At 68.7% G+C, this 14,687-nt stretch carries 13 protein-coding genes and 4 pseudogenes; 10 read left to right on the top strand and 7 right to left on the bottom strand.

Annotated features, from left to right (window positions below):
* Positions 1-166: 166 nt before the first annotated feature.
* The 3 genes from NOD94_RS08095 to NOD94_RS08105 all read right to left on the bottom strand — a co-directional run bounded on the left by NOD94_RS08095 (position 167) and on the right by NOD94_RS08105 (position 3,687).
* The gene (locus tag NOD94_RS08095; RefSeq protein WP_348652322.1) at positions 167-421 is read right to left on the bottom strand and encodes a DUF6223 family protein; all 255 of its coding nucleotides are present in this window, start codon (positions 419-421) and stop codon (positions 167-169) included.
* Between the two features lie 90 nt (positions 422-511).
* Positions 512-2,149, bottom strand: coding sequence for an NAD(P)/FAD-dependent oxidoreductase (locus NOD94_RS08100; RefSeq protein WP_281205067.1), 1,638 nt, complete (start codon positions 2,147-2,149; stop codon positions 512-514).
* Positions 2,150-2,169: 20 nt separating this feature from the next.
* The gene (locus NOD94_RS08105) at positions 2,170-3,687 is read right to left on the bottom strand and encodes an APC family permease (RefSeq protein ID WP_281205068.1); all 1,518 of its coding nucleotides are present in this window, start codon (positions 3,685-3,687) and stop codon (positions 2,170-2,172) included.
* Between the two features lie 926 nt (positions 3,688-4,613).
* On the opposite strand from NOD94_RS08105, the gene NOD94_RS08110 reads away from it, so the two are divergent.
* The 3 genes and pseudogenes from NOD94_RS08110 to NOD94_RS08120 all read left to right on the top strand — a co-directional run bounded on the left by NOD94_RS08110 (position 4,614) and on the right by NOD94_RS08120 (position 6,379).
* On the top strand, positions 4,614-5,093 hold the full coding sequence (locus NOD94_RS08110; RefSeq protein WP_281205069.1) for a DUF5959 family protein: 480 nt from the start codon (positions 4,614-4,616) through the stop codon (positions 5,091-5,093).
* 93 nt (positions 5,094-5,186) lie between these two features.
* Positions 5,187-5,327, top strand: a pseudogene (locus NOD94_RS08115) (IS256 family transposase); the annotation flags it as partial.
* A gap of 773 nt (positions 5,328-6,100) precedes the next feature.
* Positions 6,101-6,379: a LuxR C-terminal-related transcriptional regulator gene (locus NOD94_RS08120; RefSeq protein ID WP_281205070.1), complete on the top strand. Its 279-nt coding sequence runs from the start codon at positions 6,101-6,103 to the stop codon at positions 6,377-6,379.
* Between the two features lie 300 nt (positions 6,380-6,679).
* On the opposite strand, the gene NOD94_RS08125 is transcribed toward NOD94_RS08120, so the two are convergent.
* A complete protein-coding gene (locus tag NOD94_RS08125) occupies positions 6,680-8,005 on the bottom strand; it encodes a calcium-binding protein (protein ID WP_281205071.1) in 1,326 nt (441 codons plus the stop codon).
* Between the two features lie 940 nt (positions 8,006-8,945).
* On the opposite strand from NOD94_RS08125, the gene NOD94_RS08130 reads away from it, so the two are divergent.
* Positions 8,946-9,065 carry a two-component response regulator gene (locus tag NOD94_RS08130; RefSeq protein WP_281205073.1) on the top strand — a complete coding sequence of 40 codons (120 nt, stop codon included), beginning with the start codon at positions 8,946-8,948 and terminating at the stop codon, positions 9,063-9,065.
* An 11-nt stretch (positions 9,066-9,076) separates the two neighbouring features.
* Here NOD94_RS08130 and NOD94_RS08135 read toward each other — a convergent pair whose 3' ends face one another.
* Positions 9,077-10,648: an alpha/beta hydrolase gene (locus NOD94_RS08135; protein ID WP_281205074.1), complete on the bottom strand. Its 1,572-nt coding sequence runs from the start codon at positions 10,646-10,648 to the stop codon at positions 9,077-9,079.
* A 270-nt stretch (positions 10,649-10,918) separates the two neighbouring features.
* Here NOD94_RS08135 and NOD94_RS08140 point away from each other — a divergent pair, with 270 nt between their 5' ends.
* Positions 10,919-11,374, top strand: a complete 456-nt coding sequence (locus NOD94_RS08140) for a DUF3592 domain-containing protein (protein WP_281205075.1) — start codon at positions 10,919-10,921, stop codon at positions 11,372-11,374.
* Positions 11,375-11,390: 16 nt separating this feature from the next.
* Here NOD94_RS08140 and NOD94_RS08145 read toward each other — a convergent pair.
* A pseudogene (locus tag NOD94_RS08145) lies at positions 11,391-11,597 on the bottom strand (transposase); the annotation flags it as partial.
* An 11-nt stretch (positions 11,598-11,608) separates the two neighbouring features.
* Between NOD94_RS08145 and NOD94_RS08150 the strand changes: the two are divergent.
* The 5 genes and pseudogenes from NOD94_RS08150 to NOD94_RS08170 form a co-directional block, all read left to right on the top strand.
* A pseudogene (locus NOD94_RS08150) lies at positions 11,609-11,926 on the top strand (IS5/IS1182 family transposase); the annotation flags it as partial.
* Positions 11,927-12,069: 143 nt separating this feature from the next.
* Positions 12,070-12,465, top strand: coding sequence for a PPOX class F420-dependent oxidoreductase (locus NOD94_RS08155; RefSeq protein ID WP_281205076.1), 396 nt, complete (start codon positions 12,070-12,072; stop codon positions 12,463-12,465).
* Between the two features lie 437 nt (positions 12,466-12,902).
* Positions 12,903-13,277 carry a DUF6193 family natural product biosynthesis protein gene (locus NOD94_RS08160; protein WP_281205077.1) on the top strand — a complete coding sequence of 125 codons (375 nt, stop codon included), beginning with the start codon at positions 12,903-12,905 and terminating at the stop codon, positions 13,275-13,277.
* A 161-nt stretch (positions 13,278-13,438) separates the two neighbouring features.
* Positions 13,439-13,597, top strand: a complete 159-nt coding sequence (locus NOD94_RS08165) for a hypothetical protein (protein ID WP_281205078.1) — start codon at positions 13,439-13,441, stop codon at positions 13,595-13,597.
* A gap of 128 nt (positions 13,598-13,725) precedes the next feature.
* Complete coding sequence (locus tag NOD94_RS08170; protein WP_281205079.1) at positions 13,726-14,601, top strand: sporulation protein; 876 nt, start codon at positions 13,726-13,728, stop codon at positions 14,599-14,601.
* On the opposite strand, the pseudogene NOD94_RS08175 reads toward NOD94_RS08170, so the two are convergent.
* Positions 14,562-14,678, bottom strand: a pseudogene (locus NOD94_RS08175) (acyl-CoA dehydrogenase); the annotation flags it as partial. The gene NOD94_RS08170 and the pseudogene NOD94_RS08175 overlap by 40 nt on opposite strands.
* Positions 14,679-14,687: the final 9 nt, after the last annotated feature.

Raw genomic sequence — 14,687 nt, forward strand, 5'->3', positions numbered from 1 at the left:
AGCGGTGGGTGGAAGCCGGCCGGGCCGCTCGACAGGTGTTGGTGGCGGCCGCTGTCCCCCCTCGTACGCCCGCAAGACCTGACCGCCGGCGCCGCTGCCTACGCGGTACGTCGCGCGGTGACCGCCCGCGGGCCATGACCGCGACAGAACACGTATCCGCTGTGGTTCAACGGGTACGGCGGCGGGAGCGGGTCAGTGCCCGCCCGCCCAGGGCCGTCCCGGTCAGACCCAGCAGAAGGGCCACGTAGGCCCCACCCAGCCCGTTGCCGGTGCCGAGTCCACCGTCGGCGGTGGCCGCGACCAGCCCGCCAAGGGCCATGGCGATCGGCCCCGCGACCACGGCAGCCGTGGCCCCGAGCGAGCCGTTGGCCGTGCCGAGGCGACCGGCGGGCCGCTTCAGCGCGACCACGGCGATGACCACGGCGAGCTCGGGCTGTAGCCGCGGGGGCGGCGCCCGACCTTCCGTTCGTTGTAGTCGATGCTGACGGGCGCGAGGCCGAACCGGTCAGTACTAGGTGAGCGCGGTGATGACCTCGCGGGCCGCGCGTTCGCCTTCGGTGGCTCCGCCTTCCATGAAGCCCTGGAAATCGTAGCTGCAGTGCTCGCCGCCGATGTGGATGTTGCCTTGTGCGGTGCCTTCGTAGCGGGCGTAGCGGTGGAGGTAGCCTGTGGGCCAGTAGGAGTAGGCGCCGAGGGAGTAGGGGTTACGGTGCCAGGCCGAGATCTGGGCGCGTCCGTTCCAGGCGTTCCTGGTGCCGGGGTAGAACTTGTCGATGCCCGTGAGCATCCGTGTGGCGAGGGCGCGTACGTAGGGGTCGGTCTCGGTGGCGAAGGGGGTTGCCGGGGTGAGCGATCCGGCCAGGCTACCTCCCCCGTACTGGAGCAGGATGCCGCCGTTGCCGGGCTGGAGTTTGGTGGTGTCCCAGGTCTGCTGGACGTCGGAGTCGGTGAAGCAGTCGCCTGCGGAGACGCCGGGCCAGGGGCCGGTGCCGCGCCAGGGCCGGCTGGTGAACTGCATGTTGAGCTTGGTGCAATAGCCCATGCGGGCATCGCGCAGGAGGTTCTTCATGAGGGGGTCGAGTCCGGCTGCGGTGAGGTCGATGCGCTGGAGTACGGGCAAGGGCAGGCACAGGATGGTGTGGTCGGCGGTGACGGTGCGGATCGTGCCGGAGTCGTTGAACGTGAGGGTCTGCGTCCCGTCGGCGTTGGCTCGGACAGCGGTGAGTTCGCGTCCCATCAGCAGAGAACCTGCGGGCAGGGCCTGCGCGATGGCTTTGGGGAGCTGGTCGTTGCCGCCGGTGATGTGGTAGCGCTCGTTGGACAGGCCCCAGACGTTGAAGTGGCCGGGGTTGGGCTGGTAGCCCATGAGGAGGACCAGAGCGAGGGCGGACTGGTCGACCGTGTCGGCGCCGTATTCGACGTTGTAGGCGACGTCGATGAACTGGCCGAGGCGGGAGGTGTGGCCGCCGGGGACCCGGGTCTCGATCCACTGGTAGAGGGACATGTTGTCCAGGGCGGTGCCAGTGGGTGTGGTGGAGTTCCAGGTGACCTCGCCGGCGTCTTGGAGGTCGCGGCGCAGGGCCTGGTAGACGGCCTTGAAGTCTTCGTCGGCCTGGGTACGGGGGTAGTAGGCGCCGTCGAACCAGAGGACTTCCTCGGCTCCGTTGGGTCCGCCTCCGAGGAAGTCCTCGGTGGGCAGGTTGAAACGGCGACAGAGTTCGAGGATCTTCTTGTGGCTGGTGTCGATCAGCTCGCCTCCGATCTCGGAGGTCTGGCCGTAGGCCCAGTGGTCGCGCTGGGTCCACATGCGGCCACCGGCGCGTGTGGGGTTGGCCTCGTGGACGGTGCAGGCGATGCCCGCGTCTTTGAGGGTGAGGGCCGCAGTCAGGCCGGAGATGCCCGCGCCGACGACGGCGACGCGCGGGCTGCCGATCGGTGGCTTGGTGCCGTCCGGCGCGGTCTCGGCCCGGGCCGGAACGGCGGCGGCGGCGCCTGCCAGGGCGGTGCCGAGGCCGAGGACGGTGGCACGCTCCAGTAGGGCGCGGCGACTCAGGCCCCGTACGTCGGCGGCGGGCAGGGCCAGCCTGCGGGCGGCGGCGTGTTCGGCGGCGAGTTGCCTCAGGGCGTGCATGACGGAGGTTCGGGCCATGGTGGGTGGCTCCTCGGGTGTCAGACGTTCGCGGCGGAGGGGGAGGCGTTCTCGGTGCTGGGGTCGGTGCGTTCGGTGGCGTCTTCCAGGACGATCCGGCCGATGACCTCGTATCGCTCGGGCGCCTTGAACTTGAGGTAGAGGCCGAGGGTCAAGCCGCCGAGGAAGACGACGGCGACGATCCAGGGGATGAGGGTGAAGACGAGGGAGTCGGCGGCCAGCCCGGCCGCGGTCTTCATGTTGACGACCAGCAGGACCACGACGGCGCTCATCGCGATCCCGCCGAGCAGGGGGGCGGTGAACGTCTTGAACCAGTGCCGGTCCTCGGGGTGGTTCTTGCGGAAGTAGCCGATCACGGCGAAGGAGCAGAGGGTCTGGACGATGAGGATCGCCATCGTGCCGAGGATCGCGAGCAGCGTGTATAGGTGGATGTAGGGGTCCTGGCCGGTGAGCCAGAACGAGGCGACGAGAACGATCGCGATGACGCTCTGCACGAGGGAGGCGACGTGGGGGGATCCGTGCCGGGCGTGGGTGCGTCCGAGCGCGGGGTGGAGGAAGCCTTCGCGGCCGATCGCGTAGAGGTAGCGGGCGGCGCACTGGTGGAAGGCCATGCCACAGGCGAAGGACCCGGTGAGGAGCAGCCACTGGAAGGAGTCGACAGCCCAGGAGCCGATGAACTGCTGCGTGGGGGCGAAGAACAGGTCCAGGGGGTTGGCGGAGGCGGACAGCTCCACGGACTTGGACAGGCCGTTGCCGGCGATGGTCATCCAGGAGACGAAGATGTAGAAAAGGCCGACGCCGACGACTGAGATCAGGGTGGCCTTCGGGATCACCCGCTTGGGGTCGCGGGACTCCTCGCCGTACATGGCGGTCGATTCGAATCCGACCCAGGACCAGAAGGCGAAGAAGAGACCGAGGCCGGCGGAGGCGCCGGTGAAGGCGTTCTTCGGGTTGACCGGTTCCAGCGGGATGCCGTCCGGGCCGCCGCCCGCGACCAGTACCGCGATCGCGACGGCGAACAGGACGGCTATCTCCCCGACCAGCATCACGCCGAGCGCCTTGGCGGTGAGGTTGATGTCGAAGTGCGCCAGGCCGGCGGTGACGCAGAGCATGACGGCCGCGTAGAGGATCCAGGGGAGATCGACGCCGAGTTGGTCGTGCACCGTCGTCTTGGCGAAGTACGAGAAGACGCCGACGATGGACGCCTCGAAGACGATGTAGGCCAGGACGGCAAGCATGCCGGAGGCCATCCCCGCGATCCGGCCCAGGCCGTGCGAGATGTATCCGTAGAAGGCACCGGCCGCGGTGATCCGCTTGGCCATGGCCACATAGCCGATAGCGAAGACGGTCAGGACGACGGTGGCGAAGAGATAACCGGCCGGGGCCCCGATACCGTTGCCGAAACCGACGGCGATCGGCAGGTTTCCGGTCATCGCCGTGATCGGTGCGGCGGTGGCCACGGCCATGAACACCACCCCGACCAAGCCGACCGAGTTGGCCTTGAGTCGGTTGACTTCACCGCTGGGACTGTGGGACATGGACGTCCTCTCGACGCTGGCGGCAGGGGAGCCGGTGGGAAGGCGGCCACTCTCCTACCGCGTGACGCACACCACAATCGACATACAGAGTGCCAATCAGGCTGCGAAGGCGACGAGTTGTCGTCCCATGTGGTGAGGGAAACGCATGTGTAACCGCCAGGTGATGTCCATGGGGGGCTGCGACGGCTACCGCAGAAGGAGGCCCGCGGTCGAGGCGATGCTGCGGAACGCGGTAAGTGGTCAGCTACTGACGCTGTCGGGCTCCGGCCCCTGAGTGACGCCACCGGGTCCGACGCGACTCGGCGTCGGCTCCGGTGGCGGCCTCATGTCGTACGGCTGGACCGGCGCGCTCCCGGCGTTGCGCCGCCGCGCCTCGTAGCGGAGCAGGGCCCAGATCGCCGCAGCGTCGGGACGGCATGGCTGATCTACGTCCTCCACTACCGTCTGCCTCACGGCCCCCGTCACTGACACTGCTCGCCCCGCGCGCCCACGAGGTCGCGTCGCACCGGACGAACACCAGACTGATCGGCGGCTTCGGATGCTGCAAGAGAGGAGATCACCCGGCGTCGGGGTATCGAGCCCGCTACCTGGCGCAGCTACGTCTGGCTATGTCAATGAGTGGGTTCGTTGATGTTGACCACCTACCATGTGCCACACGCCTCACGAACATCTCGACAAGCGCCTCCCCGAGAAGGCTCTGGCAGACATTCCGTGAGGACGATCAGTAGCCCTGGGACCCCTGGGACTCGTCACTTCTATGAACCAAGGATCATGTCCCAATCCGAGCTACAGCCGGCAGGCGCACAACCTGCCCGAATCCACGGAGCCGGCGTACGGGGCCGTGATCCGTCGTTCCTTGGCAGTTCCAGCCCCGGACAGCTTCTGCGACCTCACGCCGACGGTCGACCGCAACACCGGTACGCTGCATGGCGAAAAGCTGGGTAGCCAACACCATGGGGTCGGACGTGGAAGATCGTGAGCGGTTCACTCTGCTGCGGATCACTGGCAAGTACGGCGGCAGCGTGGCCATTGAACTCGATGAATCCGGAGGGTCCGGCATTCCGGACACCAGCGGCGAGCTGATGGTGCACAGCGACTTCGTAGCCGGAATCACTCGCACCTACGTCGAGCCGTACGACCTCGCACCCTGGGAGCACGTGCTGGACGAGGTGGAGGCGGGCCGAGACGCGGTGTGGCGCGAGTGCGCCCGAGTAGCTGAGATTGGCATTCAGCTCGTGGACAGGGAAGACGACCAAGACCAGATCACTGTCACTGTCGCTGACCAGCAGACAACACGGGTGGCCATCAGCATGGAAGTGAACCGCGGTTGGATCGAGGAACAACGTGAGCTGCTCCATGGAATCCGCAGGGTTTGGAAGCACGTGCACCCGACCGCACTGCGGTAGCTGCCTCGGTACAGCAGTGGAGTACCGCAACCTCTCAGCGACCCCAGGTCGACAGTGACCGGCGCAGCATGCCGCTTACGTGGCGCCTCGCCCAGCATGGTCTTAAAAGTCGTCGAGTCCGCCCAGAACCGGTGGCGTGCGGTCAACGCGCCCCACCTCGTCGCCCTGGTCAGGGCCGGCGCCCGCTTCGAACGGGGTCTGCTCGTCGAACGTCCCGCGCCTGCTGCTGCCTGACCGAGGTCGAACCTCGACGAACTGTTCCCTCAAGCCGCGGGCGGCCAAGGGATCAGTCTCAGATTTGCAGGGGTTGGATTCCTGCCCAGGCAACGCAATGTGAGCTGCCTGCGACGTAGTCGAGGTGCCCAACCGTGGTAGAGCAACGCGTCTCGGATGACTCCTGCAACCAGCCCCGGTGCGATCACCACACCGTGCTCAACCCACACCGCTATGCGCTGTCCATCGACTTGCTCATGCAGGACGACAATCGCCACGCCGGGCTCGTCATCGGGCGCGACTACCCAGCGATAACGCTCACCGCCGACGACAATAACCCGCGTTCCCTTTTTTGCTATGCCCATGCAATGCAGCTTTTCAGGTGTTGCACCGCCGCACCAGCTCACGCGAAGATCGGACGGTGTGTGCCTCTGCCTCGACACGTTTCACACATCTGACCGATGTCAACCGATCGACAGGTATTGACAATTACTCTGCAAGGCCGGACCGCCCGGGCAGAGGCTGACCAAGCCCTGGACCGCTTCCGTGTACTCGAAGAATGCTGGGAACGAGCACGGGCCCAGACGCACCGACTGTGCCGGCTGTCCGATTGCCACGCCGATCTCTACCGAGGGCTCCCGCAGCCCCGCATCGGCCGTCACGCCGTTGCTGCCCCAAGAACTGCTCGCCCAGTCAGCGCGAAGCCAGCTCGACGACATCAAGGCCGCACTCGATAAGGTCCGCCTTGTCAATTCCCGGAACGAGGCGGTAGCCGTTCACGCCCTCCAGAAGCTTTGGGACCGACCATCCTGGGGAGCTACGACGGCACCAGTCCCGTTCTGAGCGAGCGTGAAAGACAGATCATGAAGCTCATCGCCATGGAGGTACCGGCCACGACGGTGGCCCGGGAAATGAAGCTCATGCCGTCAACCATCCAGGCTCACCTGCAGAGGAGGGACAAGTACGGGGAATCGGGGCGCCCGGTCAACAGCTTGCTCAAGCTCCACCATGCGGCCTTGCGCGACGGGATCATCACCGATCCCGCCAAGTTCTCGGAAAAGCCCCAGCCGTAGCCTTGGAGAACAGGGCTTACGCAGGACACCAGCTGACTGCCAGATCCGTGCGCCCCCGCCAGCTGCGCCCCCGCCGAACGTGTCGACTCCTACGTAGTGAAGGCGCCGGTCAACAACGAACACCGTGGACTGTCCAAGCACACCGTGAACCAGCTGATCCTGTATCTGAACCTCTTTCCACAGGTGGCAGGGCCTCCCTGGCCGTTCGGGAGCTGCGTCGCGCAGCGTTGGAGCGGGCCCCGTGCGTCGGTCTCCGTTGCGGCGGGGGACGTGCCGGGGCCCGCTTCTGGTGATCGTTTGTCAGGTGTTGCAGCCGGTTCCGGTGGTGGGGTTGGTGCAGCCGTTGTGGCCGGGTCCGCCATCGTTGGTGTTGGTACCGGGACCGCCGTTGAGAGCGTCGTTGCCGGGGCCGCCGTCGTTGGTGTCGTTGCCGGCGCCGCCGGACAGGGAGTCGTTGCCGCCGGCGCCGACAAGGGTGTCGTTGCCGTTGCCGCCGGTGAGGGAGTCGTTGCCGTTCCCACCCTCGACGCGGTCGTTGCCGTCACCGCCGGTGAGGGAGTCGTTGCCGTCGGCGCCGCAGATCAGGTCGTTGCCGCCGCGCCCGTTGACCACGTCGTTCCCGGCGAGGGCGAAGATCACGTCGTTGCCGGGGGTGCCGGTCAAGACGTCGTTGCGGTTGGTGCCGGTGATGGTGGCCGTGGCGGTCGCGCAGGTCGCCGGGGCCGGTTCGTAGGTGATGGTGACCTGGGCCGAACCGGTGGCGGGCCCGGGGGTACCACCGGACGGGACGAGGTTCGACCCGCCACCGCCCCCACCAGGACCTGCCGTGGCATCGCTGTTGATTTGGCCGCAGCCGCCGCCTCCGCCGCCTCCGAACCAGCCGCCTCCGCCGCCGCCTCCCCCGAAGCCGGTGCCGCCGGTGCCGCCGGTGCCGGCCGTACCGGCGGTGCCGGCGGTGGTTGGGTTCTGCGAGCATGCGGCTCCGCCGGTGCCGCCGGTGGTCTGGGTACCGCCGCCACCGCCGCCGCCGCCCTGCGGTCTGTCGCCGCCGTCGCCCCCGGTGTTGCCGGCGTCCCCGCCGGTGGCCTCGGGGACCTGGAAGTCGCCGATGGCGGAACCGTAGCCGCCGCCGCCTCCGCCGCCGGCGACGATGAGGCGGGGGTCAATGCCGAGGCTGCCGGTCAGCGTGCAGCCGGAGGCGGCCGAGCTGCAGGTGCGGACGTCGCTGGAACCGCCGCCGACGCCGCCCGGGAAGTTTCCGGTGACCGGTCCGCCGCCGGTGTTGACGTTCACGAACAGGGTGGTCCCCGGGGTGGCGCTCAGGGTGCCGGTGACGGTTGCGGCGCTCCCGCCCGTGCCACCGTCAGGCGCGTTCTGGCCTGCGGCGCCGGTGGCGGTGACGGTCAGTTGGGTGACGCCGGAAGGGACGGTGAAGGGCTGGTCGGCGCCCGCGTTGAAGGTGACGGTCACGGGCGCAGCCGCGGCGGGGGTGGCGGTGGGCACCACCAGCAGCGCGGCCGGCAGAACCGCCGTGGCGAGCAGGAGAGCGGCACGCCGGACCGGGCGCCGCGGCCGCCCACCCCCGGCACCGCGTTGGAATACCTCATGTAGCAAGATCAGTGTCACGATCGGTACTCCTCGGCAAGGGCCGCGGCACCCAGGACGCGCCACGGACGTCGGCTGATACTCCGGCCCCGGCGCGGGACCGCCCGACGATCAAGCCACACCCATCCGAGCCGGCCCCGGGAACACACCGTCACACCGCGCCGCGATCCACCGACCAGCCGCAGCCCGTACCCGAGCCGGCGCGCACCCCGCCTCGTATGGCGCGTCGGGCCCTCTGCCGAACTGCCCGGCACCAGCGACCAGCGAGCTTGTCCTATTCCACACGGGCGAGACAGCCACCGCCCTCGGCAACGCCGGGGGCTTCATGGGGGCGTCTCGGAGTATTACTGGAGCAGGATCATCTTCCGGAGCAGTTCGAATCCGGCTCGACCATAGAGCTGCCTCTTGATCTTCTTGATGCGGTTCACGGCGCCCCTAATGCTGCTCGAGTTCCACTCCAGGGTGAGCCCAGGTAGTCCGGGTCGAGCACGGCATCGCACACCTCAAGAACCGGCGAACCATCGCCCGCCACCATGGTCGACGAGAGCACCTGAGCGACACGATCCAAGCCATCGCCGGACTGCATTCACACCAGCAGACCGCCACCCGCGGCGCCCGAAAGCCACAGTGACCACCGGGCCGACCTGCACCTTTCGGCGCTTCACCGCCAATCATGCACGAGCTCGTCAGAGGGCCGGGGTGGGTAGCCGGAGGGCTGCCACGTCAGATGTACGACGCAGTCCGCTACTTGGTCGGGGGCGGTATCACCTGGCGGGCGATGCCGGCGGACTTCCCAGAGTGGGATCGCGGCTACGCCTTCTTCCGACGGGGCCCCGCCGAGCCTCCGGATCCATGAGGCTCGGCGGGGCCGATCCAACCTCAGAATCCAGTCAGGGTGACGCGAGAGCGTCTCGCTGGATCTCCTCGGTGACAGCCGTCTGGTGAACGGCGGAACAGCCACATGTCGGCCTGCCGGATGTTCGTCTTCGAGCACACCGTGCGGGACCACCTCTTGTCGGTGTTCGCCAAGACCGCGACGAACAACCGCAGAATGCTGCCGGCCCGCGCACTCGCAATGTGAACCGCGGGCCGCTACCCCGCCTGCTTGACGCAGGTCCGGTCCCTCGCCGGCAGCTTGCCGGTGGCCAGGTACCGGTTGACCTGGTCGTCCACGCACGCGTTGCCGTAGTGCCCGAAGAGGGCGTGCCGGTTGGCGCCCTTGAGGGTGACCAGCCTGGAGCTCGGCAGCTGCTTGCGCAGCTCGACGCTTCCCTTGTACGTCGTACGCGGGTCACCGGTGGCGGCGACGATCAGTGCGGGGGCATCGCGCCGCACCCGGGTGGGCTCTTCGCGCGGCGAGTCCCAGAAGGCGCACGGGTTGATGTTGTTGGTCAGAGCGCCGAACAGCGGGTGCGCGGTGCGGTTGCGCTCGATGTCCCGCCAGTAGAGCTCGGGATCGCGCTCGGCGGCCACGTCCCCGCAGATGACGGCGGACTGCGCGCCGGTGGGCTCGCCCTCACCGCGCAGCACGTACCGGAGCTCCGGGACGAGGATCGGCGGCACCGTCGTCGGCCGGCCCTCCGCGGCTTCGGCCAGTACGGAAAGCAGCTCGCCGAACGACGCCCGCGCCGGGGCGGTGTCGTCCGCGATGCCCGAGAAGAGCAGGAGCGGCACCTGGCTGTCGTCGATCCGGAAGGCATCCGCGCCGGCGCCGATGGTCAGCGGACCGCGCGCGGCCGCCGCGACGATCCGGTCGACGGCGGCGAGCACCTCGGCGCGGCCGCGGCCGAGGCCGTAGGTATCGTGGCGCTCCGCGGCCCAGGCGGCCCAGTCGGACAGCGCCTTCTCGTTCTCGCGCTCGGTGCCCTTCAGCAGCCGGGGGCGGTAGTCGCTCGGGTTGATCGCCCCGTCCAGCACCATCCGGTCGTGGCGGCCGGGGAACATCTGCGTGTAGACCGTGCCCAGGTAGGTGCCGTACGAGTAGCCCAGGAAGGAGATCTTCCGCTCGCCGAGCGTGCCGCGGATGACGTCCATGTCGCGGGCCGTGTTGCGGGTGGTGATGTGGGGGAGCACCGCGGCGTCGGTGGCCCGGCACTTGTCGGCCAGACTCTTCTGCAGGGCGACCTGGCGGTCGAAGCCCGCCCGGCCGGTGCCGGCGGACAGCCAGGTCATGCCGACGGGCAAGCCGCAGTCCAGCGCGGTGCTGCGCCCGATGAAGCGCGGGTCGAAGCCGACGATGTCGTAGCGCGCGCCGACCTCCTTCATCGACGCGCGGGCCTGCGGCGGCGACTGGAGCGCGGGACCGCCCGGACCGCCGTTGTTGAGGAGGATCGCGCCGATGCGGTGGCGGGTGTCGGTGGCCTTGAGCCGGGAGATGGCCACGGTGATCGTGCGCCCCCGGGGGTCGGCGTAGTCCAGGGGCACGGTCACGTCCGCGCACTGCACGCCCGCCTGCTCCAGATCGCGGCCCATGGTGTCGTCGGGGCCCTTGACGCAGCTGCCCCAGCCGAGGTGCTGGCGGTAGAACCGGTCCAGTCCGGCCCCGGAGCTGTCCTGGGAGGGGGTCGCGGCGGCCGTGGCCAGGACGGGGGAGGACGTGAGGCAGGCGGCGAGGGTGAGGCCCACGGCCAAGGCGCGGCGTGCGGCGGGGCTGACAGTGGTCACGGGGTCTCCTTGAGCATCGTCCGCTTCGTGTGATCGCATGCCCCGAGGCTAGGAACCCGCCCTGGTACGGCACATCGCCCAAGGGCACGAGGACCCCGGTCCCGTCCACACCTGGTCCGGGACCTGCGGCCCGGTCCGGTCTCCTCCTCCAGGAGGAGGCCGTCGGCGGGACTGAGGCGAGAGCCTCCCGGCCACGCGCTCGCCATGAGGGGAGATCACCGCACTGGCATGCTGTCAGGAGTCATTCGGCTCCAGAATCGAGACAACCCCGTGTCTGCTTCCCAGATCCTCCTGCTCTTCGCATCGGTCTTCACCACCGCGGGGTCGGTCATCGGCGTCGTCGCCTCCCTCAAGATCCGACGCGTCCGGTTCCTGCTGAGGGAGGGCGGTACCGCGCGGGGCGTGGTGACCCGTCTTGAGGAGACCCGGATCGCGCCGGCCTCGGATGCGGGCAGCACCAGCCGGAGCGTCGGAACCACCGTGTACTACCCGGTCATCACTTGGAGCACGGGCGACGGCCGCACGATGGAAACCAGGACGAACATCGCTCGCCCCAAGGACAGGACCCTTCCCGTCGGTGCCCGCGTCGAGGTCCGATACGACCGGGCAGACCCGTCACGCTGGACCCTCCAGGCCGAGGGCACCGCCTTCTGGTGGCTGTTCAGCGCAATGGGCGCGTTGTTCGTCGCGATGGGGCTGGGGTTCGCCCTGGGGGGCCTGTCGTAAGCTTGTGCTTTATCCGCCAAGATCTTTTGGGCCTGCCGATGGCCTTCAAGGCCTCGGGGCGTTTGACGGTTTTGCCGACGTCGTAGCGGGGTGCCCGGTGTTCGTTCTTGGCGCCGGGCGGCCGGCAGGGGCCCACGCCTCGGGGTTTGGGAACATGGGCCGGGCAGGCGAGTTGTGCGCGGATGTTCCTGACCCCCCGGCGGACCCGGGCCGGGGTGAGCTGGGCGGCTGCCCGAGGTCGGCGTGTGGCCCCGCCTCCACGAAGTCCTCCTGGCCGAGCTGCGGGCAGCCGGGCTCTTGGACATGGATGACGCCGCGATCGACGCCTCGCACGTCAGAGCCCTCAAAGGGGGCTCACACCGGACCTTCGCCAGTTGACCGCGTCACCGGCCCCGCCGGCTCTTCGCGGATCGTGGCTACGACTTCGACGAGTACCGGCGTCCACGCCGGGCCCGCGGGATCACGCCCAGGATTGCCCGCCGGGGCACACTTCACGGCTCGGGCCCGGGCAGGACGCGGTGGGTCGTTGAGCGAACCCTCGCCCGGCTCCACCAGTCGGCGCTGTCTCCCACAGCCCCGCAACCCAGCAGTGCTGGAAGCCCGAGACCTCGGACCGGGACGGCACCGGGAAGGATCCGGTCTTCGCGGCTGTTCCCGCAATTAGTGATCCCAATGGTGAGCAGAGGGGTGGGGCTGTGTCAGAGCTGTTCAACGAGGAGACGCGCAAGCTGCTGGACGGGAGGAACTTCGCCACCGTCGCGACCCTGAACCGGGACGGCGGGCCGCAGACCTCGGTGGTCTGGATCGCCAGGGAGGGGGATACGGTGCTGTTCTCCACGACGGCCGGGCGCCAGAAGGCTCGGAATCTCGCGCGGGATCCACGGGTCAGCCTCACGGTCTTCGACACCGCGAACCCGTACCGGTCCGTCGACATCCGCGGCACCGCCGAACTGATCGAAGACGCGGAGAAGGCGCTGCCGCGCGAGCTCTCGCAGAAGTACCTGGGCGAGGACCCGCCGGACGAACCGCAGGAGGTGCTTCGCCTGATCGTCCGGGTGACCCCGCGGAAGGTCACAGGCTTCTCCGTCTGAGGCTCGCAGACGCCCGGTTGCCCCCGCACCCGGACAGCGGGCAACCGGGCAGATCCGGGACGGGCTGGGCACTGCGACGATCGGCTGCGACGCGTGCGCGATCACGTTCCACCGCTGGACAACCGGCGGGTGGCGGTTGACCTGCAACAGCTTCCTGACGTCTGCCGGGCCGATTGTGCTCGGTGATCCTTGCCCGCTTCGGGCCTTCGCCTTTCAGGGCCCTCGGGCAGGTTCGCCTTGTTCGGACGCGCTCGTCGACTGCCTCCACGACTGGCACGGTCCCCGCGACGGGTCGACCGGCCGGCGGAGGCCACGCCTCCGCCCCCTGGACGGCCGGCCGGCCGGCCCGCTCAGCGAAGTTTGGTGAGCCTCATCAAGGTTTGACCATCGGGGTGCAGCGGTTTGTCCTGGCCGAGTACAGACGTCATGATCGCGGGATGACTGAGGAGACGGTTGTCGAGAAGACCTGGCGGCTCATGCTGGAGGGGCACCCCACGGCACGACGGGGAGAACCCGCAGTGATGGAGGCCGCATACGCCGAACCTCGGCTGCGGGCCTTGTTCCCGTTTCCGAGCCACGGGGCGCTCAGCTTTCACCGCAACACGCATTTCCCATGGAGCAACGACCTGCCGTTCATCGTCGGCAACGCGCAATCGTGCATCGTGTACGCGCCATTGGGTGCGTCGCCGCGTGTCCTGGGCGAGTCACTCACACCGGATGAGGCGGCCGCGTTGGTGGTGGCCCACCTGCCGCACGACTGCGGGCCGGCCTTCGAAGGGCCATGGCCCCCGGCGGAGACCTCCACCGACTGAACCAGCCGCAGAGCGGCAGCCGCCGTTCCGGTCGAACTATCGACCTTCTTCAGCCGGACGGCGCCGAGTTGGCCACGCTGCCCCAGGGGGGAGCGGCGCCGGCGCTTGGAAGTTGTTGTTCGCGGCCCGCGCCCGGACCGCCCCCGTGGACGCTCTGCCCGATGACCACCGACGTCGCGAAGGCCCGCGAGTGGGTGGAGACGTGCACCGATGTGTCCGGCGTCGAAGGCCTGGTGATCAAGAGCCTGACGGGCCGGAATCCGACCGGACGTCAGGGGTGGTGTGCTCACTGCGCCTTCTCCGGCCGTGGGGCAGGCTGATCCTCAGCCTCAAAGAGACACGTGCGGGACCTCCACCTTGCCCTGATCGTCGGACGAGTGCGGTGGTGGGTCCAACTGATCGTTCATCGCCGACCATTGACGAGGGGTGTACGGATAGCCATGCGTGCATGGTGTTCAAACGGCTGCTGGGCAGCAAGGGGAGTGGCGGGACCGGGAATCCGCTGGAGATCGATACCGTCATACCGGACGAGGCGCTGCGGCCGGGAGGGTTACTGCGCGGGGAGATCGTGCTGCGCGCACCCGACCGGGACGTGGTGGTGCGGACCGTCAATGTGAAGCTCGTCGCCAACACGTCGCCCGCTGTCGGCAAGCAGGACGTCGTCGACACGGAGTCGGGCGATACGTTCGCGCACTTCCCTGTGACCAGCAGCTTCACCGTTTCGAAGGGCCAGGAGAGGCGGGTGCCCCTGCGGTTCCGGCTCCGATGGGAGAGCCCGGTGTCCGAAGTCCGCGGGGAACAGCTCGACGGGGTGCGGCTGGGGGTGTACGCCTTCGTCGAGGCCGGCGGGATCTCGGGCCGCACGGACAGTGATCCTCTGCGCATCGGCGCGACGCCGCTGCACGAGGCGGTCCTTGATGCCTTCGCCGCCGCGGGGTATTCGTGCCGGAGCGCGAAGATCGACGACGAGTGCATTCCGCGCACCGAGCGCCAGATCCTGTACATGCGGCAGAGCTTCCGCCTCGTCGACACGTCGGCGGTGACCGGGCCGGACCGTCCGCAGCAGCTGGAGGTGAACTTCCACACCAACGCGGTCGGTTCCGAGATCTACGTCCGCAAGGCCGCCCTGCACCAGAAGGACTGGTGGATGAAGCCGCCCGTTCTGCGCTACGTGGCCGCCCACCACGAAGCCGGCCACGTGGACTTCGAAGCGCGGGTCCGGCAGTGGATCGACGAGGTCGCGGTCCTGCCCGAGAAGGCCGTCGACGATCGAGAGCGGGTCGAGTACGACTTGGGAAGCCCCAGGGTGTGGATCGACACGTAGTTCCGGGCCATTTCCCGGCCGGCCGGCGCCGTCCGGGTCCTCCCGGCCGACATGATCAACCTGGCGAGGCCGAACTCGTCCCGACG

The organism is Streptomyces sp. Isolate_45, from assembly GCF_024721315.2.
Taxonomy (GTDB): Bacteria; Actinomycetota; Actinomycetes; order Streptomycetales; family Streptomycetaceae; genus Streptomyces.

Coding starts and splice junctions, on each gene's coding strand:
- NOD94_RS08100 (WP_281205067.1), bottom strand. CDS start 2,149: ATGGCCCGAACCTCCGTCATGCACGCCCTGAGGCAACTCGCCGCCGAA.
- NOD94_RS08105 (WP_281205068.1), bottom strand. CDS start 3,687: ATGTCCCACAGTCCCAGCGGTGAAGTCAACCGACTCAAGGCCAACTCG.
- NOD94_RS08110 (WP_281205069.1), top strand. CDS start 4,614: ATGGCGAAAAGCTGGGTAGCCAACACCATGGGGTCGGACGTGGAAGAT.
- NOD94_RS08130 (WP_281205073.1), top strand. CDS start 8,946: ATGTCGGCCTGCCGGATGTTCGTCTTCGAGCACACCGTGCGGGACCAC.
- NOD94_RS08160 (WP_281205077.1), top strand. CDS start 12,903: ATGACTGAGGAGACGGTTGTCGAGAAGACCTGGCGGCTCATGCTGGAG.
- NOD94_RS08165 (WP_281205078.1), top strand. CDS start 13,439: ATGACCACCGACGTCGCGAAGGCCCGCGAGTGGGTGGAGACGTGCACC.
- NOD94_RS08170 (WP_281205079.1), top strand. CDS start 13,726: ATGGTGTTCAAACGGCTGCTGGGCAGCAAGGGGAGTGGCGGGACCGGG.